At 72.0% G+C, this 22,365-nt stretch carries 21 protein-coding genes; 7 read left to right on the forward strand and 14 right to left on the reverse strand.

Annotated features, from left to right (window positions below; genetic code table 11):
• Positions 1-54: 54 nt before the first annotated feature.
• Positions 55-627 carry an ion channel gene (locus ABZV34_RS10095; RefSeq protein WP_356273133.1) on the reverse strand — a complete coding sequence of 191 codons (573 nt, stop codon included), beginning with the start codon at positions 625-627 and terminating at the stop codon, positions 55-57.
• Between the two features lie 347 nt (positions 628-974).
• Here ABZV34_RS10095 and ABZV34_RS10100 point away from each other — a divergent pair, with 347 nt between their 5' ends.
• The 4 genes from ABZV34_RS10100 (at position 975) to ABZV34_RS10115 (ending at position 3,367) form a co-directional block, all read left to right on the forward strand.
• Entirely contained in the window at positions 975-1,637 is a 663-nt protein-coding gene (locus ABZV34_RS10100; protein ID WP_356273135.1) for a DUF308 domain-containing protein, read from the forward strand.
• Between the two features lie 216 nt (positions 1,638-1,853).
• Entirely contained in the window at positions 1,854-2,291 is a 438-nt protein-coding gene (locus tag ABZV34_RS10105) for an SHOCT domain-containing protein (RefSeq protein ID WP_356273137.1), read from the forward strand.
• A 79-nt stretch (positions 2,292-2,370) separates the two neighbouring features.
• Complete coding sequence (locus tag ABZV34_RS10110) at positions 2,371-2,814, forward strand: hypothetical protein (RefSeq protein WP_356273139.1); 444 nt, start codon at positions 2,371-2,373, stop codon at positions 2,812-2,814.
• A gap of 100 nt (positions 2,815-2,914) precedes the next feature.
• Positions 2,915-3,367 carry an OsmC family protein gene (locus tag ABZV34_RS10115; protein WP_356273141.1) on the forward strand — a complete coding sequence of 151 codons (453 nt, stop codon included), beginning with the start codon at positions 2,915-2,917 and terminating at the stop codon, positions 3,365-3,367.
• A gap of 146 nt (positions 3,368-3,513) precedes the next feature.
• Here the strand turns inward: ABZV34_RS10115 and ABZV34_RS10120 are convergent, their stop codons facing one another.
• The gene (locus ABZV34_RS10120) at positions 3,514-4,017 is read right to left on the reverse strand and encodes a MarR family transcriptional regulator (protein WP_356273143.1); all 504 of its coding nucleotides are present in this window, start codon (positions 4,015-4,017) and stop codon (positions 3,514-3,516) included.
• Between the two features lie 104 nt (positions 4,018-4,121).
• Here ABZV34_RS10120 and ABZV34_RS10125 point away from each other — a divergent pair, with 104 nt between their 5' ends.
• Positions 4,122-4,499, forward strand: a complete 378-nt coding sequence (locus tag ABZV34_RS10125; protein ID WP_356273145.1) for an HGxxPAAW family protein — start codon at positions 4,122-4,124, stop codon at positions 4,497-4,499.
• 208 nt (positions 4,500-4,707) lie between these two features.
• Here ABZV34_RS10125 and ABZV34_RS10130 read toward each other — a convergent pair whose 3' ends face one another.
• A complete protein-coding gene (locus ABZV34_RS10130; protein ID WP_356273147.1) occupies positions 4,708-5,271 on the reverse strand; it encodes a hypothetical protein in 564 nt (187 codons plus the stop codon).
• 200 nt (positions 5,272-5,471) lie between these two features.
• Positions 5,472-6,407 carry a Bax inhibitor-1/YccA family protein gene (locus tag ABZV34_RS10135; protein ID WP_356273149.1) on the reverse strand — a complete coding sequence of 312 codons (936 nt, stop codon included), beginning with the start codon at positions 6,405-6,407 and terminating at the stop codon, positions 5,472-5,474.
• A gap of 411 nt (positions 6,408-6,818) precedes the next feature.
• Between ABZV34_RS10135 and ABZV34_RS10140 the strand changes: the two genes are divergently transcribed.
• Positions 6,819-7,391: a TetR family transcriptional regulator C-terminal domain-containing protein gene (locus tag ABZV34_RS10140; protein WP_356273151.1), complete on the forward strand. Its 573-nt coding sequence runs from the start codon at positions 6,819-6,821 to the stop codon at positions 7,389-7,391.
• A gap of 54 nt (positions 7,392-7,445) precedes the next feature.
• Here ABZV34_RS10140 and ABZV34_RS10145 read toward each other — a convergent pair whose 3' ends face one another.
• Positions 7,446-8,084: a DsbA family protein gene (locus ABZV34_RS10145; RefSeq protein ID WP_356273153.1), complete on the reverse strand. Its 639-nt coding sequence runs from the start codon at positions 8,082-8,084 to the stop codon at positions 7,446-7,448.
• A 178-nt stretch (positions 8,085-8,262) separates the two neighbouring features.
• Positions 8,263-9,294, reverse strand: a complete 1,032-nt coding sequence (locus tag ABZV34_RS10150) for a nitronate monooxygenase (RefSeq protein ID WP_356273155.1) — start codon at positions 9,292-9,294, stop codon at positions 8,263-8,265.
• Positions 9,295-9,856: 562 nt separating this feature from the next.
• Between ABZV34_RS10150 and ABZV34_RS10155 the strand changes: the two genes are divergently transcribed.
• On the forward strand, positions 9,857-11,002 hold the full coding sequence (locus ABZV34_RS10155) for a YbfB/YjiJ family MFS transporter (protein ID WP_356273295.1): 1,146 nt from the start codon (positions 9,857-9,859) through the stop codon (positions 11,000-11,002).
• Between the two features lie 76 nt (positions 11,003-11,078).
• On the opposite strand, the gene ABZV34_RS10160 is transcribed toward ABZV34_RS10155, so the two are convergent.
• The 8 genes from ABZV34_RS10160 to ABZV34_RS10195 form a co-directional block, all read right to left on the reverse strand.
• Positions 11,079-11,522: a VOC family protein gene (locus tag ABZV34_RS10160; protein ID WP_356273157.1), complete on the reverse strand. Its 444-nt coding sequence runs from the start codon at positions 11,520-11,522 to the stop codon at positions 11,079-11,081.
• Between the two features lie 421 nt (positions 11,523-11,943).
• Positions 11,944-12,963, reverse strand: coding sequence for an alcohol dehydrogenase catalytic domain-containing protein (locus ABZV34_RS10165; RefSeq protein ID WP_356273159.1), 1,020 nt, complete (start codon positions 12,961-12,963; stop codon positions 11,944-11,946).
• 230 nt (positions 12,964-13,193) lie between these two features.
• Positions 13,194-14,198, reverse strand: a complete 1,005-nt coding sequence (locus ABZV34_RS10170) for a D-cysteine desulfhydrase family protein (protein ID WP_356273161.1) — start codon at positions 14,196-14,198, stop codon at positions 13,194-13,196.
• 167 nt (positions 14,199-14,365) lie between these two features.
• Positions 14,366-15,721: a mycothione reductase gene (locus ABZV34_RS10175; protein ID WP_356273163.1), complete on the reverse strand. Its 1,356-nt coding sequence runs from the start codon at positions 15,719-15,721 to the stop codon at positions 14,366-14,368.
• A gap of 125 nt (positions 15,722-15,846) precedes the next feature.
• Positions 15,847-18,156 (reverse strand): SpoIIE family protein phosphatase, encoded by a 2,310-nt coding sequence (locus ABZV34_RS10180; protein ID WP_356273165.1) that lies wholly within the window; start codon positions 18,154-18,156, stop codon positions 15,847-15,849.
• 248 nt (positions 18,157-18,404) lie between these two features.
• The gene (locus tag ABZV34_RS10185; RefSeq protein WP_356011638.1) at positions 18,405-18,593 is read right to left on the reverse strand and encodes a bleomycin resistance protein; all 189 of its coding nucleotides are present in this window, start codon (positions 18,591-18,593) and stop codon (positions 18,405-18,407) included.
• A gap of 566 nt (positions 18,594-19,159) precedes the next feature.
• Positions 19,160-20,923: a protein kinase gene (locus ABZV34_RS10190; RefSeq protein ID WP_356273167.1), complete on the reverse strand. Its 1,764-nt coding sequence runs from the start codon at positions 20,921-20,923 to the stop codon at positions 19,160-19,162.
• Positions 20,924-21,395: 472 nt separating this feature from the next.
• On the reverse strand, positions 21,396-22,079 hold the full coding sequence (locus ABZV34_RS10195) for an FMN-binding negative transcriptional regulator (RefSeq protein WP_356273169.1): 684 nt from the start codon (positions 22,077-22,079) through the stop codon (positions 21,396-21,398).
• Positions 22,080-22,365: the final 286 nt, after the last annotated feature.

Consider the following 22,365-nt stretch of genomic DNA (forward strand, 5'->3'; position numbering starts at 1 on the left):
CTGGTCTCCGGCGCGGCGCGCTCGTTCCCGGCCTCGTCGACGGATCGCCCACGCCTACGCCTCTTTCTCCGGCTCGGCTTCGGAATCCGCGGTGCCCCCGGCGTCCTGGGCGTCCCCGGCGTCCTTGGTGTCCCCGGTCTCGTGCCCGACAGGCCCCCTGTGCCGCAGCCCCGCCTGGACGGCGCTCGCCAGCACGCGCGCGGCGAAGCCCACCAGGACCAGTCCTCCCGCCATCTGCAGCATCGTCATCACCCGGCCCGTCTCGGAGCGGGCGGCGATGTCGCCGAAACCGACGGTGCTGAACGTGGTCAGCGTGAAGTACAGGGCGTCCGTCCTGGACAGCGGCTCGGTGAAGGAGCCCGGGGCGGAGCGGTCCAGCAGGTAGTAGGCGCTGGCGAAGAGCACCAGGAACAGCACCAGCGTGGCGGCCAGGGCCTCGACGGCCTTCAGCCGGGGGTGGGGCGAGCGGATGATGGTCCGCAGTTCCCAGACGAAGACCAGGACCACCGCCAGCAGACCGGACAGCAGCAGCACCGAGGTGCCGCGGGCGCTGTACCCGTCCAGGGGCAGCAGGTAGTAGGCGGTGACGAGTCCGGCCGCGATCAGGAAGGCCCGGGCCACCACCACGGCCTTCGTCCACCGGGTGCCGGGCCTCGGTCGGTCCCGCCGGTACGGGCCCCGCCGGTACGGGCCCCGCCGGTACGGGCCCCGCCGGTACGGGCCCCTCCGCGGCCGGACGCGGTCGGCCCGGGAATCCGCTGGATCGCTCATCGCGTGTCCCGTCGTTCGGTTCGCCGGGAGCCGGGCGGCCGGCCCGTCCAGCCCCCACCTCATCGCCATGGCGGCCGGAAGGGATCACCCGCCGCGGGTGATCCGGTGGCCGCCGCCGCGGGGCACGCTGGCCCGGTGAGGTTGCCGCGCGCCCGCCTGCCGGCGGTCCGGCGGCGACCTGCTCGATCGTGCGAGGAGGAGCCATGACCGTACCGCGTGGTTCGGCGCCGTCCGCCGGGCCGGAACACCGGCCCGGCGGACCGGCGCCCACCGCGGGGGGCGACCCCGCGGAGCTGCTGGCGGCACTGGGCGGCGCGTGGACCTGGATTCTGGGTTCGGCGGTGGCGACGCTGGTGCCGGGCGTCCTGGTGCTGGTCTGGCCGAACGAGAGCCTGCATGTCCTGGCCGTTCTCATCGGTCTGTATCTGCTCGTGATCGGGGTCTTCCGCTTCGTCGCGGCCTTCTCCCGGCGCGAACAGGGTGAACGGCTTCCCGGGCTCCTTCTCGCCCTGCTGTTCGTCCTGGCCGGCGTGCTCTGTCTGCGGAATCCGATGCAGACCATCGCCGCGCTCTCCCTGATCGTCGGGGTCGCCTGGCTGGTGTCCGGAATGCTGACCGCCTACACGGCCCTCGCCACCCGGGACCTGCCGCACCGCGGCGTCGTCCTCGCCGCCGCCGCGCTCGGCATCGCCGCGGGTGTCGTGGTGCTGGCGCTGCCGATCGAGTCGGCCCGTGCGCTGACCCGGCTGCTCGGCCTGTGGCTCGTGCTGCTCGGTCTGGTCGAACTCGGCGTCGCCCTCGCGTGGCGGGCCGCACTGCGCAGGGCGGCCGCCGCGCACCAGGGCGGCATCGCCGCACCGTTGTGAGCACGGCCGTCGCGCGCCGGTCCGTGATTCGCCCGGTCCGCGCGTCGCCGGTCCGCGCGTCGCCGGTCCGGGCGTCGCCGGTCCGGTGCCCGACCGTGGTGGTCGCGTCGGAGGCACCTCCACTCACCCGCCTCGGGTGAGGCCGCCCGGTCCGGGCCGTGCGCATGCTGAGGACGGCAACGACTGCCGGGCACACGCCCCGGGAGGGAGAGAGACATGAGCGAGCCGATGTACCTCGCGTACGACTATCCGCTGCTGAGCATCTTCTGGACCATGCTCTGGTTCTTCCTGTGGGTCATGTGGTTCGTCCTGCTCTTCCGGGTCATCGTGGACATCTTCCGCGACGACACACTGAGCGGCTGGGCCAAGGCCGGCTGGCTGGTGTTCGTCATCGTGCTGCCCTTCCTGGGCGTTCTCGTCTACGTGATCGCCCGTGGCAGGAACATGGGCACGCGGGAGCTGAAGCAGGCGCACGCCCAGCAGGATGCCTTCGACTCCTACATCCGGGAGACCGCGGCCGGAGCATCCCGGTCCGGCAGTGTCGACGAACTCGCCAGGCTGTCCGAGATCCGCGCCCGCGGGGACATCACGGACGAGGAGTTCCGCAGGGCGAAGGAGCTGGTCCTGAGCGGCCACGGCCCTTCGGACCGATGAGGAGCCGACGCCCCACCAGCCGACGCCCCATCCACCGGACGGCACGGAACGACCCGGCGACAGGAGACGAGGGAGCACGATGACCGCGACACACACCGGGCACGGACACACACGCTCGACCAGGCAGCAATGGGCCGGGGGCCTGACGGTCTTCGCGGGTGTGATGCTCATGATCGCCGGACTGCTCGACCTCTTCCGGGGCGTCATGGCGATCGCCGAGGACGACGTCTTCGTCTCGGCCCCGAGCTACGTCTTCCGGTTCGACCTCACGGGCTGGGGCTGGATCCACCTCGTCCTGGGGGCGGTCGCCGTGGTCGTCAGCCTCGGTCTGTTCCAGGCGGCGTTCTGGGCGCGTGTCCTCGGCGTGGTCATCGCCGGACTCATCATCGTCGCCAACTTCCTGTCCCTGCCGTACTACCCGGTCTGGTCCGTCGTGATGATGGCCTTCTCCGCGCTGATCATCTGGGCGCTGTGCGTGGCCCGGCCCGAGACGTCCTACGACGTACCGCGGGACGACGGGTGAAGGACGGGACGAAGGCTCCAACCAACCCCGCGAACCCCGCGAAGCAGCGGGTCGGCACTCCTCGCGCGAGCCGACGGCACCCGGCACTACTGTCGACGGCATGACCGACGACAGCCCGCGTTCCGTCAGCATCGAGCGGACCCGTACCGGCCACTTCACCGCGACGAACGTCCGTGGCGGCACGATCGGCTTCGGCACCGGCCTCGGTACCGGTTCCGGCCCCGAGGACGGCACCGGCTTCACCCCGGTCGAGTTGCTGCTCGCCGCGATCGGGGGATGCACCGCGGCCGATGTCGATGTCGCCACCGCCCGCCACGCGGAGCCCACCGAGTTCACCGTCACGGTGACCGGCGACAAGATCAGTGACGAGCTGGGCAACCGGATGACCGACCTCACGGTCACCTTCACCGTCCGTTTCCCCGACGGCGCGCCCGGCGACCGGGCCCGAGCGATTCTCCCGAGGGCGGTCACCGCCTCCCACGAGCGGCTCTGCACGGTCAGCCGCACGGTCGAGATCGGCACCCCGGTCACCGCGACGGTCGCGGACGTCTGACCGCGTCGAGCCGCACGCGCGCCCGCTGATCCCCACCGCGGCGGCCATGGCGGCCACAGCGCCCACGGGTGTTTCGGGCGTCATCGTGGTCCGGTCGGCGTGGTCCGGCGCTCAGCGGCCGGGGGCAAGAAGGACTGCTCCTGGGGCTACTCCTGGGACGACTCCGAAGACGGCTCCCGGCCGATCTCGTCCAGGGAGTCGCCGAGCAGGGCCTTGGCGCGGGTGAGCCAGTCCGCCAGTACGGCGATCTCGTCCGGGGTGTAGTCGGCGAACAGGGCACCGAGACGTTCGTAGAAGGGGCCGTAGACCTGGAGGATGCGCTCCTGGGCGGATTCCTCCATGACCACTTGGACCCGGCGCCGGTCCTGGGGGTCGGCCTGGCGGCGGATGTAGCCGGCCTTCTCCAGCCGGTTGAGGACGCCCGTCATCGCTCCGGTGGTCAGGCGGGCCAGCTCGGCGAGGTCGCCCGCGGCCGGTGTCCGGCCCGCGGTGGAGGCCTCGATGACGAAGCCCAGGCAGGTGAGATCGGTGACGTTGAGGCCGAGCCGCCGTGCGATGTCCTGCTGGCCGAACTGCGCGGTCGCGATCATCCGGTCCATCGCGTAGAGCGCCTGGCCGGCCGTCGCCGCCGGGCGCTGCTTGCCCTTCACCACGCATCCCCTTAGTGTCTAAGTTACTTATCTCGCGAGCTAAGATAGTTCGCGTCGGGTGTCCGCCGAACCGTTCACCCGACCCGCCTTCCCGAGGAGCAGAAGTGGGCATGCACGGAGACCATGATCTGGGCCACACGGTCGCGGGCTGGGCCGGGACCACCATAGCCGTCACCGGTTGCGCGGTGACGGCGGTGGCCCTCGCGGCCGGATCCGCCACCGGGCTCTGGCTGGGCGGTGCCGTCGTCGTCCTGGCCGCCCTCACCACCTGGCTTCTCCACCTGGCGGGCTGGGGAAAGGCCACCGGACCACGCCCTGTGACGGAACAGCACTGGCGTGTCCGTGACACCTCCGCCCGGCGCGGTCACCGCGGCTGCCTGGGCTGCCGCATCGCAGGCCGCGGCGCGGCCGGCGTGCCGGGCGTCAGCCCGGTGGGCTCGCCCGCTCCGGCCGAGCCCACCCCCCTGGGGCAACCGTCGTGACCGTGACCGAACGTCCGGTCACCCTGGACGTGCCCTGGCTGCCGGGCGGACCGCAGCGCCACGAACGACGTCACGTGCCGGCTGATCGGCGCGGCGCGGTATCGGTCCTCGTAGACGGGATCGTTGAGCCAGGCACCGCGACGATGACGGCGGCGACGGTGACGGCGCGCGGACCCGCCCCTGCGCGGCTGGATCGGCGCGGCGCGGTTCACGCCTCGGTCAGGCGCACCTTGTAGCCGTCCTCCTCCATGAGGACGACGGTCACGCCGAACGGGTTGGGATGGTCCATCTCCATCGGGACGAAGGAGAACTCGACCGCGGCCTGGATCGGGGGCACGAGTTCGCCGCCGGGCCGCGGCGCGGGCGCGTCCCGCCAGTCGGGATCGATCGAGGTGACGCCCTCGGGGTCGCGGGCCAGGACCCGTTCCTCGTAGGGGAACTGGTGCAGCACATGGCCGTCCTGTGTGGCGTGGACCATGTTCAGACACGGGGCCGGCCCGCTGAGGGGCAGCTCGCACGCGGTGGCCACGTCATGGGACTCCCAGGCGAGGACGACCTCGTCCGCGCCGGCCGCCGCCGCGATGTTGGACAGCTGCGCGATGCCGGTGAGCGCGTCCTCGCCGGACTTGAGCGGGCGCACCCAGATCAGCCCGACCAGCCGGCCCCGCACCAGGGGCATGATGACCGGCCGCGGTACGGCGCCCTCGGCCAGCCCCGCCGCGTAGGCCCCCTTCATCGAGTCGGCCAGCGCGTTCCACATCTGGGTCTCCACGAACTCCCCTTCACCCTCGTTCTCCGACTGTCCGCGATCACCACCGACCCTGTCACGCTCGGCCGCGCCCGTGCCAGGTGCCAGGACCACCGGCCGGTCAGGCGCCGGACGCTTGTAGGGGCTCCGTGCGCGCGTACGAGGGTCCCGCGTGACCGGAGGGTGGAGGGGAGGGGGAGGGCGTGCGGGGTCGCGGGGCGGTGTCAGTCGTCGCCCTGCCGCATCAAGATCGACTGTACGCGGAGCGCCTCCAGGTAGATCCACACCAGGGTCACCGTGAGGCCGAACGCCGCGAGCCACGACTCCTTCCGCGGAGCGCCGTACGCGACGCCGTCCTCGACCTGCCTGAAGTCCAGCGCCAGGAAGCAGGCGCCGAGGACGATGCCGACGGTCCCGAGGAGGATGCCGGGACCCCCGCTGTCGAAGCCGAGGCCGTCGCCGCCGCCGCACACCGAAGCCGCCAGGTCGACCACCAACAGGAGCAGGAAGCCCATGGCCGAGGCCAGGACGAAGCCGTGGAAGCGGCGCGTGACGCGGATCCAGCGCAACTTGTAGGCGATCAGCACACCGGCGAAGACCGTCAGGGTGCCGAGGACCGCCTGGACGACCGCACCGGGAGCGATGTATGCCGAGGTCGCGTGGGAGATCACGCCGAGGAAGGCGCCCTCGAACGCCGCGTACGCCAGGATCAGGGCCGGTGACGGCTCGCGCCTGAAGGACTGGACGAGCGAGAGGGCGAACGCGAGCAGGCCCGCGCCCGCCGCTATGCCGTACGACCGGCCTGTGCCCACGTCGTGCAGGGGCAGGATGACCCACGAGAGCACCGCGGTGAGCGCGACCGTGCCGAGCGTCAGGGCCGAGCGCGCCACCACGTCGTCGATCGTCATGGCGCCGTCGGCCGTCACGCCGACGCGGGAACGGTCCTGTGGTGGAGCGTCCTTCGACAGGCGTCGCGGGTTGCGCGAGCCGTGATCGGCGTACGGGTTCACCGTGTGCGGCCCGTACGGCTCGGCGCCGGCCGGGAGTCCGGCCGAGGCTCCGGCCGGCGCGCCGACGGTCTGCTGCCGGGGATGTCGCTCGGCGCGGCCGGCGTCGCGCGCGAACCCCCGTCGGGAGAAGACCGGATTGCTGCTCTTCATGTCACTCCTCCGTGGCCGCGTCGCGCGCGGCCCGCGCCGTGGTCGCACCGAACCCTGTGCGTCACCACCTTGACAGGTGACGCAAGGGACGGCAAGGATCGTCACCAGGCGAACCGGTGATGGTCGCGCGAGGTGGAGCCCCGGGCGGCCGGGGTGAGGGATCGCGATACGGAGAGAGGAACGAGGGAGGAACCCAATGAAGGCATCGAGGATTCTCAAGGGCCTGACGGCGATCGCGGCCGTGGTGGTCATTTCGGTCGGGTGTTTCGCGCAGATCTTCTGAGGGGTACGGCCGTCGCGGCGCCGCGGAGCGGAACCTCGCCCGAGGTGTAGTGTCCAGGTAAAGTGTCCGGTCATATTGACTGCCTGGGCGTCCCTGGGAGGCCCGCAGGACAGAGGAGGTGTCGCGCCGTGCCCAAGCCGTCCAAGCGTGACGACCTGTTGGCGTCCGCGCTGGAGACGTTCCACACGCGCGGTTTCCACGGCACCGGCATCAAAGAGATCGCCGACGCCGCCGGAGCGCCGAAGGGGTCGTTCTACAACCACTTCTCCAGCAAGGAGGAGTGTGCTGTCGAGGCCCTGCGGCTCTACGGGGCCGAGCGCCGACAGGACATGCTCGCCGACACCACGTCGCCCCCGCTGGAGAGGATTCGCCGGCACTTCGAGTTCCTGCGGGACGAGGTCGTCGACCGGGACTTCACACGAGGCTGCATGTTCGGCAACTTCGCCACGGACGTGGTCGACCACAGCGAGGAGATCCGCTCGGCCGTCGCGGACAGCCTGCGGTCGTGGAACGGCGCGCTCGCGGCGGCCCTGACGGAGGCCCGCCGCGACGGTGCCGTACGGGCGGACCTCGATCCTGACGCCACGGCCCGCTTCCTCTGCAACGCCTGGGAGGGAAGCCTGATCGAGGCCCGCGCCACCAAGTCCGCCGCCGCTTTCGACACATTCTTCGGCATGGTCTTCGAGACGGTCCTGCGCTGACGTGCGCGCGCCGTGGCCGGGTGTGGGCCGCTCGGGCACGGCCGGCCCGGCTGCCTAATCGAACAGCGGGCCGACCGTCCTTGTCCGTTTGATCTCGTAGAAGCCGGGGGTGGAGGCGACGGTCAGTGTGGCGTCCCACAGACGGGCGGCCTCCTCGCCCCGGGGAGCCGGGGTGACAACGGGACCGAAGAACGCGACCTTGCCCGTGCCGGGTCCGGGCACCGCGATGACGGGGCTGCCCACGTCGGACCCGACGAGGTCGATGGCCTCGCGGTGGGAGGCACGCAGCTCCCGGTCGTAGGCGTCGGTGTCACCCGCGTCGGCGAGGCTCGTGGGCAGTCCGGCGTCGCGCAGCGCGGCCTCGATGGTCGGGCGCGTCCTCGGCTCCTCCCGCAGATGGAAGCGAGTACCGAGCGCGGTGTAGAGGGGCTCCAGTACGGCGGGTCCGTGCGCCCGGGCGGCGGCGATCAGGACGCGTACCGGTGCCCAGGCCTGGCCCATCAGGACGCGGTGGTGCTCGGGCAGTTCGTCGAGGCGGCCCTCGTTGAGGACGGCCAGACTCATGACGTGCCAGCTGATGGCGAGAGGCCGGACCTCCCCGACCTCCAGCAGCCAGCGGGAGGTCAGCCAGGTCCACGGGCACACCGGGTCGAACCAGAAGTCGACGGGAGTGCGGGGGAGGGATTCGTTCATGAGAGGTTCCAAACGCGGTGGTGGGGGCGGGCCGGGGGCCTGGTGGGCGGTAGGCGGTCGGCGGGAAATGGGCTGCGGGAAATGGGCTGCGGGAAAGGCGGTAGAGCGGCTCCTGAGGGGGTGACGAGCCAGCGGTGCGGCGACTCCTGAGTGGGCGACGGCACAGGGAGCGACCGCGTCACAGAGCCGCGGCCAGGCGCGCCAGGGTCTGCCCGGCACCCTCGCGGCGTGCCTGCCGGTGGCCGGTGCCCGCCCACAGGTGCAGAGCGTCGGCGTCCCCCGCTCGGGCCGCCTGTTCGCGGAGCCGGCCGGTGAGATGATGCAGGGCCGGATATCCGTACGGGGCCTGGTCCCCGTACAGATCGGTGAAACGGTTGCGCAGGGCGCGGGCGGGGCGGCCGGTGAAGGCCCGGGTCACCACGGTGCCTCGGCCCCCGGGGTCGGCGAGAGCCGCCTGGTGGACGGGGGAGGCCCCGCTCTCCTCGGTGCGCAGGAGCACGGTGCCGACCATGGCGGCCTGTGCCCCGGCCGCCATGACATGGGCGACGTCGTCGGGTGTGGTGAGTCCGCCCGCGGCGATCAACGGCAGACCGACAGCCTGGCGGATCATGGCAGTCAGGTCGCCGACCGGTACCTCGGGGGGCGGCAGCCGCGGTGTCAGGGTGCCGGAGTGGCCGCCCGCCGCGGCGGCCTGCACCACGAGGACGTCCACGCCCGCTTCGGCCCCGGCGCGCGCCTCGTCCACACTGGTGACCGTCTGCGCCACCAGGCTTCCCGCCTTACGCAGCCTGGCCACCACGGCCCGTTCGGGGATCCCGAACGTGAAGCTGACCACGGGTACGGGGTCCTCGGCGAGCAGGCCGATCTTCTCCGCGAACGCGTCGTCGTCCTCGACCGGGACATGCCCGCTCAGGTCGACGTGGTGGCGGTCGGCCGTTGTCCGGACGAGCGCGGCGTAGCGGTCGAAGGCCGCGCGGTCCACCGGAAGCGGATTGGGCGCGAACACATTGACGCCGAACGGGATCCGCTCGGCACGCGCCGCGGCGACACGCTCGGCCAGCGTCCGAGCGGTGGCGTAACCGGCCGGGACGAAGCCGAGGCCTCCGCTGCGGGCCGCGGCCACCAGCAGCGCGGTGGTCGTGGCACCACCCGCCATGGGCGCCGCCAGAACCGGCGTCGTCACGCCCAGAGCCGCGAGCAGGCTGTTCATGGTGCTGTGCCCTTCTTCCTGACGTCGACGGTCGCGGTGACGGCCGACGGTGACGGATGTTTCCCGTCGGCCGGCGGGTCGCCGGGACGCGGCGAACCCCAGGTCTCCAGACTGCGGCCTGCGACGCGGTCGACGCCACGACCGGCTTCCTCCCCACTGGTAGGTGCGGCCTCGCAGTGGCCGGGGGGTCGGCGGCCATGCCGTCAGCGTTTCGTGCTCGCGGTCGCCAGGGAGCCTCGCTCGCACCGTCGTTGGGAGGCCGCGCCTTCCATCGGGGAGGAAGCCGGTCGTGGCGTCCGCCCCGGCCGTAGCCACAGGATGAGGGCGTGGACATCCGACAGCACGCCCCCGGAGCGACCGCCACCTCGTACCCCGGCCGATCCGGCCGGACCCGACCCGCTCGGGCGGACCCGACGCGTCACCTCACCAGGGCCGCGTACCCACCCACAAGGACGTCTTCATGAGCGCAACCATCCTGCGACGCTCCGAGGACCGGTCGGCCGGCCTGCTCGGTTCCCCCTGGGTCCACGTGGCACAGGCGGCCGCGGCCCTGGCGGTCGGCATGGGCGTCGGGCGCTTCGTCTACACACCGATCCTTCCCCTGATGCACGCTCAGGCGGGTCTGTCCGCCGGGGCAGGCGCGAACCTCGCCACCGCCAACTACGTCGGCTACCTGATGGGCGCGCTCGCCGGTATCCTGCGTCCCGCGCTGGTCCGTTCACCCGAGGTCCTGCGCGGCTCCCTGATCGTGCTGACCGGCACGCTGGCGGCGATGCCCCTCACGCACAGCACCGCCGGATGGACCGCGTTGAGGCTGACGGCCGGTGCGGCCAGCGCCCTGATCTTCGTCATCGCCGTCAGCTCACTCCTCAGTCACCTGCGCGACCGCCCCGCGCACCTCCCCGGCTGGGCCTTCGGCGGAGTCGGCGCGGGGATCGCCCTGTCCGGCCTGCTGGTCCTCGCCCTGCGCTCGGTCGCCGACTGGCGGGCCGCGTGGTGGGGCTCCGCGGGCCTCGCCGCGGTCTTCGCCGTCCTGTCGTGGAACCTGCGCGTCGAACTGCCGCGCGCCGAGGTCACAGGCCCCGGGGCCGTGACCCCGACGCGGTCCGCCCGTACGCACCGTTGGTTCACCGCGCTGTTCGTCGGCTACACCCTGGAGGGTGTCGGCTACATCGTGGCCGGCACCTTCCTGGTCGCCGCGATCGACCAGGCGTCCCCGGGGTGGATCGGCAGCGGCGCCTGGGTGCTGGTCGGCCTGGCGGCCGTGCCGTCCTCGGCGCTGTGGGCCTGGCTGGGGCGCCGCTGGTCCCGCCCCGACCTGCTGTTCGCGGCGCTCGTGATCCAGGCCGCCGGCATCGCGCTGCCCGCTCTGGTCGCAGGAGTGGCGGCGGCGCTGGTCTCCGCGTTCCTGTTCGGCGCGACGTTCCTCGGGATCGGTACCCTCGCGCTGGCCACCGGGGCCCATCTGCGGTTCCCCCGCTCGGTGGCTCTGCTGACCGCGGGCTACTCCGTCGGCCAGATCATCGGCCCCCTGGCCGTCGCGCCACTGCTCCACCACGGTTACCACCAGGCCCTGATCCTGGCCTCGGCCGTAGTCCTCGCCGCCGCCCTCACCGCGCTCGTCCTGCGGATCGGCTTCCCCCAGGACATGTCAAACGACATGTCCGACGAGATGTCCGACGAGCGACGCACCCGGCCGGCTTCGTAGGCTCGGCGCGAACGGACCCGGGTCCCCAGGTGTCATGGGTTCCCGGCGGCCCGGACCGGGGCCGCCGGGAGTCCGGTCATCGGCCCGGAAGCCGTGTCGTGATCTCCTGCAGCACCCATCCGTTGCCGTCCGGATCGCTGAACGACAGGAACGAGGAGTAGCTCCGGCGTTCCGGGTCCGGGCCCGGGACCCGGCCCTCGGTTCCGGCCCGGTGGAACACTCCGCCCGCGTCGTGGAACACCTCGCTCACCTCGACGCCCCGGTCGGCGAGCGCGGCGTGGGCCGCCTCGATGTCGGAGACGACGAGGTGCAGGCCCTCCGAGGAGCCCGGTGAGGCCGCGCTGATCCTCGTGCCGAAGATGATCGAACACGGTGAGCCGGGCGGGGTGATCTGCACCACCCGGAAGCCCTCCCCGTCGGTGAAGTCGGCGTCGAGCCGCCATCCGAGCTTCTCGTAGAAGGCCTTGGCCCGGTCGACGTCGGTGACCGGCACCACCACGACCTCGAGTTTCATGTCCATGACGGCTTGCTCCTGTTCGCGGGTATACGTTGCCGCTGACCGGCGTCGGCCGGGTGGCGGCGAAGGACGTCGACCGGTGTCGGTCCGTTCCGGTGGTCACCGCTCATGTACCTGAGCGTCTCCGTCCTCTCCACGTCCACCGTTGGGCCGGGGGCGGCCGCTCGCAACCCGTGCGGGGCGCGGCGGCCCGCGGCGCGGACGGGCCCGGATGACCGGGTCGGGCGGGACGGGCGGGACGGGGAGCGCGGGCTGTCGGCGGGCCAACCGGTCCGCTCCGACGACCGACCGCTCCGACGACCGACCGCTCCGACGACCGACCGCTTCGGCGAAGGCCTCCGGTGCTGTGCTTCCCGGTGCGCGACTTCGAGGCGGGGTCAGGTTCGAGGCGGGGTCAGGCCCGGTCCGGCCCGTACAGGCCCGGTCAGGCCCGTACGGCGTCGAGCACGACACGGAAGCGCGCCTCGCCGGACATCATGCGCTCGTATGCCTTCGGCGCCTCGGCGAGCGGCATCCGCTCGATCAGCGGAAGGACCCCGTGCCGCACGCTGAAGGCCAGGTTGTCCTCGTTCTCGATCGGGGTTCCCGTCAGGCTGCCGGTGATGGTCCGCGTACTGAGGACGAGGTCCGGCGTGGACACCGATATCGGGTCGGTGCCGACTCCCACCACGATCATGCGGCCGCGCGGGGCGAGTCCGGTGAGCAGGGGAGTCATCGAGGCGCCGCTGGCCGCCGTCGCGACGATGCCGTCGGCGCCGCCCAGTCGCGCCAGCGCCTCCCCGGGGTGCTCGGCGGCGCTGTCGATGTAGTCGTCCGCGCCGAGTGAGGCCGCCAGCGACGCCTTCTCCGCCCCGCGGGCGATCGCCACGACCCGGTGGCCGAGCCTGGCCGCGTACTGCACCGCGAGATGTCCGAGACCTCCGATGCCCTGCACGGCCACGAGCGACCCGGGCCGGCTGTCCAGCTGGCTCAGGGCGCTGAGGCTCGTCAGGCCGGCGCACAGCAGCGGGGCCGCCTCGGCCGACGAGATGCCCTCCGGAATCCGGGCCAGCGCGTTGGACCTGGCGTACATCACCTCGGCGTACCCGCCGTCGACGGTCGTCCCCGTCTGCTCCTGGTCGGCGCAGTTGACGAAGTCGCCGCGCCGGCACGGGTCGCACTCACCGCAGTGACCGGCCAGGAAACCGACGCCCACCCGTTCGCCGACCCGCCACGCCCGCACTCCCTCGCCCACGGCGTCGATCGTCCCGACGACCTCGTGACCCGGAACGACGGGCTGCGACGGATCGGGCCTGAGGCCCTCGACGGCGAGCACGTCGGAGTGGCACACCCCGCAGCTCTCCACCCTGATCCGTACGTGGCCCGCGCGGGGCGGGACGAGCTCACGGGTGGTCCATGCGAACTGCCGTGATCCGGTGACTTCGAATGCCTGGTACGTGGACACGCTTCTCCTGGGGGTGCGCGGCGCCCGGTTCTAGTCCCGCGTGGGAACTCCCGTCGGCCTGCCGGTCCTCGCGGTTGCGGGCGGCGCGGCCGGGGCCGCGGGCGATCCGCGGAGGCGCTATGAAGACAATATGACCGGTCGTCTTAGGCGTCAACGCGTACCCCAGGCCATGTATCCGGGATCACGGGTACTCCAGATCCCGGACAGTGTCACCGCTCGAACCAGTGACTCTACTCTTCCTCGCGAAAAGCCGTCCCCTCGCGCTCGTAGGCGCGCAGGCCGTCGACGGCGCGGTGCACGGTCTCCGTATGCCCGAACAGGCCCGGCATCCCGCCGGTGTGCAGGAGGACGCTGCGCTGCCCCGGGCGGATGTCTCCGTCCCGGACCGCGGCGGTCAGGCCGGCCATGGCGCGCCCGCTGTAGACCGGGTCGAGGACGAGACCCTCGGTGAGCGCCGCCGTACGCATCGCCTCCAGGACCGGTTCGTGCAGCACCCCGTATCCCGGGCCCACTTGGTCGGTGCGGATCCGCAGGGAATCGGCGGCGATGTCGCGGCCGGTCAGAGCGCCCGCGAGCCCGGCGACGATGACGGCCGGCTCTGCCACCGCCCCGCAGTGAACGCCGAGGACGCGCCGCTCCCCGAGTGCGCCGATCAGTCCCGCCATGGTGCCGCCGGAACCCAGGGCGACCACGACGTGCTCCACATCGGGCAGTTGGGAGAGCAGCTCCTCACCGCCGTCCACATATCCCCGTGCGCCGAGGGGACTTGAACCGCCGAAGGGGATGGCGAAGGGGCGCGCCCCGTCGTGGCTCAGCTGACGGCACACCTGGTCGGCGACGTCGGCCATCGCGCTCGGCTCGCTGTCGCCGGCCCAGAAGACCCTGGCTCCGAAGAGACTGTCGAGAACGAGGTTGCCGGAACCGTTCACGGCACTGTCGCGGGTGCCGGGGAACACGAGCACGACGTCGAGCCCGAGGCGGGCGCCGGCGGCCGCGGTGAGACGGGCGTGGTTGCTCTGCGCGGCACCGGTGGTGACCAGCGTGTCCGCGCCGGCCGCGAGGGCGGCGCCGACGGTCCACTCCAGTTTGCGGGCCTTGTTGCCACCGCCTCCCAGACCGATGAGGTCGTCCCGCTTGATCCAGAGGTCGGCCTCGCCCAGCCCCAGCGCCACCGCCAGCCGCGGCGCACGCTCCAGCGGTGTGGGCCATGTCGACAGGGCGATCTTGTCACTCATGAGATCTCCAGCTCGTCGAGTGGTACGCGCACCACCGATGGCGGATGGGGAGAGGAACTGTCGTGGCGGAGCACGGAGTCACCGTACGGCGGGCCCTTCCGGCTCCCGTCGGCCGCCCACCCGGGCGGGGACGGGGACTCGCGCGCCCGTCCACTCCCGGGCGGGAACTACAGGGCCAGCAGGGCCTGTTCGACCACTTCGGTCAGTGCCGGGTGGATGTACAGCACGTCCCGGGCGATCCTGTCCACCGTCAGACCGAGTTCCATGGCCTGGATCAACTGCTGGATGAGTGTCGCGGCCTGTGGGCCGATGATGTGCGCGCCGAGGATCGTCCGCTCGACAGGATCGGTCAGGATCTTCACGAAGCTGGTGGTGTCCTCCAGCGCCCATCCGTACGCGGCGTCCCCGTAGTCACGGACACTCACGAGGTGGCCGACGCCGCGACGGCGGGCCTCCTGCTCGGTCAGCCCGATACTGGCGATCTGCGGGCTGGTGAAGACCGCGTGCGGGGCGGCCTTGTGGGGCAGTGTGCGTATGTCCTCGGGATGGAGCAGGTTGTGCCGCACGAGCCGGACCTCGGCATTCGCCATGTGCTTGAGCTGGAAGTGATTCGCCGTGTCGCCCAGGGCCCATACCCCCGGTACCGACGTGCGGTAGGCGCTGTCCGTCACGATGTGGCCGTGCCGGTCGAGGTCCAGACCGCCGGCGGCGGCGTCCAGCCGGTCGGTGTTGGGCCGGCGGCCGACGCACACCAACAGCGCCGCGGCCCGGACGACATGGTCGCCGTCCGGGCAGGACACGGTGAGCGCGACGCCGTCCTCACGCCCTTCGACGGAGGTGACGGCGGCGTCGAGGAGTACGCGATGACGCCGCGACGCCAGGTCGGTGAAGCGTGCCGACACCTGCTCGTCCTCCGCCATCAGCAGACGCGGCCCCCGCTGCACGATCGTGATGTCGGAGCCGAACGCGCCGAAGACATGGCCGAACTCGGCGGCGATGAAACCGCCACCGATGACGACCATGGACGCGGGCACCTCGTCGATCCGCATGATGGTGTCCGAGGTGTGGTAACCGACGGTGCCGAGACCGGGGATGTCCGGCACCACGGGCCGTGATCCGACCGCGACGACGAACGTGTCGGCGGTGATCCGCTCGGCTCCCACCCGCAACACCTTCGGTGCGACGAACCGTCCCTCCTCGGTGTACACGTCGATGCCGTTCTCCCTGCGGTAGTTCAGCGCGCTCGCGTGCAGCGGATCGATGCGGTGGAACACCCGGTCGCGGATGGCCTTCCAGTCGACGTGTTCGACGGTCGCGTGGACGCCGAGACGTGCCGCCGCCCGCGCGTCCTCGACCGCGTCGGCCGCGACGACGAACATCTTGCTCGGAATGCAGCCCCGGTTCAGGCATGTGCCGCCGAAGCGGTCGGGTTCGACGAGGGCGGTGCGGAGATGAGCGAGTTCTTCGTTGGGCAGCATGTTTCCGCTGCCCGCTCCCAGAACCACGAGATCGTAGTGACGCACGTCCGTTCACCTTCCGTCGACGAGCCGTCCGGCCTGGCGCCGCACCGCCCGGGGGTGAGGGAAGTGCCCGCGCCACCCCGCTTCCCTGTCGCGCGGGCACTTCGACCTGCCGGGGGCGATCCGGGTCATCCGGAGGACCCCGCGTCCTGCAGGGGCTGCTCCGCCCAGACCGTCTTTCCGTGCCGGTGATGGCGGGAGCCCCACTGGGCGGCGAGGCTGGCGACGATGAACAGGCCACGGCCCGTCTCGTCGACCGTGCGGGCGTGTTTGACGTGGGGGGCGCTGGTCGCGCCGTCGCTCACCTCGCAGGTCAGCATCCGGTCGAGGATCAGCCGTAGGCGCAGGGGCGGGGCGCCGTGACGGATCGCGTTGCCGACCAGCTCGCTGACGATGAGTTCGGTGGTGAAGGCCGTCTCCTCGTCCACCCCCCAGACCTCGAGCTGGCGGCGCGCCGCGCGCCGGGCGAGGGGTGCGGCCTCGGGATCAGACGGCAGAGGGACCGTCCGTACGCGGTCCGCGGGCAGCGCGTGGGTACGAGCGATCAGTATCAGTGTGTCACCGGTGGGCCGGTGATCCGTGAGCGCGGCGGCGAGGTCACCGCAGAGTTCCGGCAGGGGCCTGGCACCGACGGAGTCGAGGAGCGGGCGCAGGGGACCGGAGGGTGCCAGTACCTTGTCCGCCGCGGTGGTCGTGCCGATCGCGAGGGTGGTGCCTTCGGGGAGGGCGACGGTGGTCGCGGGGAAGGGAGCGCTGCTCATTTCGGCGAGAAACGGTCCCGGTGGGACGGGCAGTTCGGTGGAGGTGCCGTCGGGGAGGACGGCGACGGGCTGCGGGAGACCGGCGCGGGCGAGGGTGCAGGTGAGTTCGACCGGGTCGTAGATCGCGACGGCGCAGCCGGTGGTGAGTGACTCGCGGCACATGGGATCCCCGGGCGGCAGGGCGGCGCAGGCCTTGGCGAGACGGCCCGCGGTGTCGCTCAGGCGTGCCAGCAGCTCGTCGGGTTCCAGGTCCAGGGCGGCGAGGGTGTGGACGGCCGTGCGCAGGATTCCCACCGTGACGGCCGCGCCGATGCCCTGCTTCGCCACCTCACCGACGACCAGCGCGGTCCGTGCGCCGGGCAGCGCGATCGTGTCGGACCAGGCCCCGCCGCCGTCCGGGTCGGGAAGGAACAACCGGGCGATCTCCAGGGTGTTCGGGGTGCCCGAATGCTGGGGCAGAAGCCTGCGTTGGACCGTGGCGGCGATGATCCACTCACGCATGTACCGCCGGGCGGTCTCGACGCAGAGCGAGGTGTGCGCGCACACGGCCGAGGCCACCGCGACGTCGTCCTGCGTGAAGGGGTCCTCCTGCCGGTGGCGGTAGAAGCTGACCACGCCCAGAGCCTGGCCGCGCACCGCCAGCGGAGCCACGATCAGGGAGTGGGCGCCGGATCGCTCGATGGCATCGGCACGGGACGGGTCGGCGGTGAGCCAGTCGGTGTCCTCCCCGATGGAGAGAAGGCGTGGCCGCAGGTCGGACAGCACACGCGCGAACGGGGTGCCTCTCGGCAGGGGGCGCACGTCTCCGACCGGGTAGGCCGAGACCGGACCCCGGAAGGCGGCCCGGCGCAGCACGGTGTCCTCGTGGACGGGTACCAGCGGAGGCTCCTCTCCGTGGACGACGTCCTCGATCACCTCGACCACGGTGATGCCGGCGAAGCCGGGCACGACCGCCTCCACCAACTCCTCGCACACGGCACCCACGTTCATTCCCTGTCCCACCTGGGTGCGTACGACCTCCAGCAGGGCCAGCCGGTGATGGGCGTTCTCGCGCTCGGTGACGTCGAGCGCGGACGCCACCAGTCCGAGCACATCGCCGTGGGAGTTCTCGAGGCGGACGTACGAGACGGAGTAGATACGTCGTCCGAACTCAGCCGGCGCGTCGGCGAGGGTCCGTACGAGCCGGCTGACCACCGGCTCACCCCCGTCCAGGACCTGCTGCGCCACCGCGGCCTCTTTTTCGGGGTCCTCCAGGTCGTAGGCCTGGGCGAAGTACGTGCCGGCCAGGTCTTCCGCCGGCGTGCCGGACGGACCGTGGGTGGCGCCGGGCACGCGGGCCACCCGCAGCTGATGGTCGAGTACGTGCAGTCGTGCCGGGGAGTGGGCGAACATGGCCTCCAGGATCGCCACGTCCTGCCCCGACACCGCGTCCTGCGCCGCGAGGACCTGCCACATCACGGAAGTGCCCCGCAGCACCGGCTTGACCAGTACCGGAATGCCGGCCGCGAACCCTGCCCGACGCCCTTCACCGTCAGCCGTGGTCTCGCGCACGAGCGCGGTCACCGCGTGACCGACGGCCTCCTCGGCGGACCACCCGAACAGTTGCTCGGCCTCGCGTCGCCACTCGACGATCCGGCCGTCCTCATCGATGAGCACGAGCACGTCACCGCTGGGCATTCGACAGCACCTCCGCTTCCATCGGTTCCTGCCCGCCCCGCCCGTACGAATGAACGGGTCTACGCCACTGGTGACTTGGGCGTCCGGACCGGCGAAGTGGACGACGGGGAGCCGCACCGGGACGGCGGCACGCGCGGGGGCCGGGGACCGGGCGCGAACATCGCGGGGGCAGAGCACCACCGTGTCCTGGGCCGGGAGACACCGTCCCGGTCAGGACAAGAGGGGGGAACCGCCGTGTCATGGCCGCTCTACCGCCGCAGCGCGTCCATGTGGAGCGCGGCGTCCGCGGCCGCCTCGTCGGGAGCCCGGCCGTGCTCACGGGCGGTCATGTAGGCGGCGTACCAGTCCCACCAGTCGTGCTCCGGAGCGGTCGCCTCGTAGAATCCGTGGTGCTCCGCGGTCTCCTGCAGGAGTGCCGCCAACGCGGTGACGTCCATGACGAAACCTCCTCGGTCGTACGGGATCCCGTCACCGTCCGGGAAGTCGTACCTGGACCTCCTTCGAGCCGGCTGCCCCATGCTGTCCGGGTCGCCGGACGACGCGGACGTGGCGGGACCGCGACGTACGGATCCGATCCGGCCCCCGGTTCCTGGACGCCGGAGTCATGGGCTTCGTGGAACACGTCCCTCGCGTCGGCGTCCCCGGACCTCGGTGGAAGCGCGGGGCGCGGCCGACGTCGGAGGGACCGACTGACGTCACAATTGTCGCTTACTGGACAAGGTCCGGCGAGGCGAGTCGTCGTACCCGGTGCCGCGACCGGTTCGGTGACGCGCGCGGACGGATCGTGGACGGCCGCCCGTCCGCTGGCGCCCGCCCGCCGTCACCGACGACGCGCCCGCGCCCCGTGCGGCGCCGTCACGAACTCCGCCTCCGGCTCAAGCCGCGCGCGTGACTACCGTACGCGTTGCTCGAGTTACGGTGGGAAACGGGATCCGGGTGGCGAGGCGGTGGTGACGGGCGCCGAGTGCGACCCCCTGGGCTGACGCGCCGGCACAGCCGCCCGTCAGTGGGCGGTGCCGGTCTGCCAGGCGATCCGGTCGCCGACCGCGATGACCATGTTCCCGGTCTCCAGCACCTTGAGCGTCGCGCCGTCGGCGCCTGGGGTGTTGCTGGCCCACAACGGCTTGCCCTGGGCGCTGTAGACCACCAGGTTGCCGTCCGCCTGGAGCACGGCCGTGTTCCCCGCGCCCTGGGTCCGGCTCGCCCAACGTGCCGTGCCGGACTCGTCGTAGAGCACCAGGTTGCCGTCCGTCTGCATGATCAGTCGCGAGCGCACGGTCTGCACGAACTTCCCGACCTCGAACGTGAAGGGGGGCTTCAGCACCAAGGCGTCGGGCAGGTGGCTCCCGTCCGCGGAACCGCCTGCGCCTGCGCCTGCGCCTGCGCTTGAGCCCGAGCTGGGGGTCGCGTCCGCGCCTGCGCCCGCGGCGGACGGGGATGCCTTCGCTCCGCTTTCGGAGGGACCGGCCGACCTGTCGGCGGCACGGTCGGCACTGGTGGAGGGGGTGGCGCGCGCGGACCCGGAGCCGTCGTCGCCGAAGGCGTGGAACAGGAACAGCGCGGAGGCGGCGACGGCGACCAGCGCGCCCGCGCCGATGGCGGCAGCCCTTCCGCGCCGTCCGTTGTGGGGCCCTGTGCCGTCCGGCCGCGCCGTCGGAGCGGTCACCGGGTACGCGCCGTCCGGGTGGGCGCCGTATGTGCCCGCCGTGTAGGGGCGCGCGAGGGGGCCGGGGCCCGCTCCCGGTGCGAGGAGGGTGCCGGGTTCGGCTTCCCGGGTGCCGACCGCGGTGGCCGTCGTCATCGGCGGGGAGAGCGGCGCCGTCGCGTCCGAGAGGCCGGCCGCCATACCGCTCCCCGGACCGCCTCCCGCACCGCTTCCCGGGCCGGCGACGGTCGCGGCACGTTCCCGTTCCGGGGCGGGGCCCGCGGCGAGTGCCCGCTGGTAGGCGGGATGCTGGACCAGATCGGTCTCGGCCTGGCAGAGTTCCACGATCCGCTGCAGGTGGGGACGCCGGGCCGGATCGCTGTGCACGCAGGCCGAGATGAGCTCGGCGACGCCGGGGTCCACACCCCGCAGGTCGATCTCCCCGTGCACCGAACGGTAGGACACGGCCGCGAACGACCCGTCCCCATAGGGCGGTCGGCCGGTGACGGCGAACGCCAGCGTGGCGCCCAGGGCGAAGACGTCCGCTCCCGGACCGGTCTCGCTGCCCGTGATCGTCTCCGGTGCGATGTACCCGGGACTGCCCATCGCGCTGCCGACCTGGGTCAGGTCGGAAGGACCGCTGTTGCGGGCGATGCCGAAGTCGATCAGCTGAGGGCCGGTGGCGGAGAGAATGACGTTGTGCGGCTTGAGGTCCCGATGCCACACCCCACGGACGTGGATGGCGTCCAGACCCTCGGCCAGCGCGGCCAGCATGATCCGCGCCAGGTCTGCCGCGAGCGGTCCGTGGGTCATGACGGCGGCGTGGAGCGTGGGCCCCGGCACGTACTCGGTGGCCAGCCAGTACGGGGGTGTGTCCAGTTCCGCGTCGATGAGTGATGCCGTGTACGCGCTGCGGACCGTGCCCAAGGTGTCCACCTCGCGCCGAAACCTGCTGAGGGCGTGCTCGTCGTGGCGGAGGTGGTCGTTGATCACTTTGACGGCGACCGGACGGCCACCCGGCGAACGCGCGAGGTACACCCTCCCCATACCGCCCTCACCGAGCCTGCCGACCAGCCGGTAGCGGCCCATGTGTGACGGATCGGAGCCATCGAGCGAATGCACTGGACCTGTCCTCCTGAAGTGGAACCCACAGTCACCGGATCCGCCGTGAGGTCGGCTCGGCCGGGCTCCAACTCCGTTGCCCAGTGGGGTGCGAGTACCAGTCCGTCGACTCCACGTCTGGACCGGACACCGACATAGTAGAGGGAGACGACACCCTCGCCTCACCCGATGCGGTGGTGTCACCCCGGCTGTGCGGCCGGCCCTTCACCGAGGCAGCCGAGAGGCGGAGAGGGGCTCCAACTCGCCCGTCCGGAACGGAAGTTGCGGGACGCCTTCGCGGGAACACGCGGCGGGGCGAAGAGCCCGTCCGGGTTCGAGGACACAGGTGTCGACGGGGGAGGGGCCAGGCGGCGCCCCATGGCATGCGGAACACAGGGCCTTGGGGCCCGGCGGTCCGGGCGCGCCCTGCCATGGCACGGTACGGCCCCGTCCTGGGCGACGTCGGCACCGTATGGGCCACGCCCGTGCCGGCCTACAACTTCCTGCCGGAGCCGTCCTGAACGGAGGGGCCGGCGTCGCCGGGACGGCGGGGCCTGTAGGCGTGGACGGCGTCGGCCAGGGCGCCGTCCTGGCCCTGGCCACGGCTCCGGAGCCCGTGGACGACACCGCCGATGTCGGTCTCGGAGCGGTTCTGGCTGAGTTTGAACTTCGCCTCGATACGGGTGATGGAGAGTTCGACGCCGACGATCGCGCGCAGTTGGCCTCGGAGGTAGGGGGCCGGAGCGTCGTCGACGGACCAGGGGGTGGCGGCGCCGGCCTCGTGTTTGTCGGTGAGCCTGCGTACCTGGTCCTCGACCCACGCGGGGTCGTCGTGGACGAGCAGGTTCCCGTGGACGTGCGCGGTGATGTAGTTCCAGGTCGGAACGTGTCGATGGTGCTCGGCCTTGGAGGGATACCAGGTGGGTGTGACGTAGGCGTCGGGGCCGCGCACGATGACCATGGCCTGGCCGGCCGTGGGCAGCTTCCACTGCTCGTTGTTGCGGGCCATGTGCCCGATGAGGGAGCCGTGCGCACCGGCCTCGGGGTCGTGCACGAAGGGCAGCAGGGTGGCCTGGAGGCCGTCCTCGGTCACCGTGACCAGGTCGGCGGCGCCATGGCGGTTCAGCAACTGCCGGACGTCCTCGTCGGTCGGGGAGAAATGTCGCGGAACGTACACGGTCGGCCTTTCGCGGACGGGGGCGGGTGGGCCGTCCTGTCCCTGGGGGCGATATCGCACCGGAATTGCACTAGTGCAATACGTCATTTGAATTAGTGTAAACGTAGCAAACGGTCGTCTCTCGCGAAAGGGACGCGGGGCGGCGGGGGTGGCGCCCACGTGGCCCCGGACCCCGGCCGGCGGCGCCGTCGGCCGGGACGGTCCCACACCGTGACCAGTAGATTGGGCGTTCCTTGGAAGCGCGCATGTCCACGTTCAGGTGGACGCGGTGGGGGCCGGTGCGTGA

The organism is Streptomyces sp. NPDC005195 (assembly GCF_040608315.1).
GTDB classification, from domain to species: domain Bacteria; phylum Actinomycetota; class Actinomycetes; order Streptomycetales; family Streptomycetaceae; genus Streptomyces; species Streptomyces kaempferi.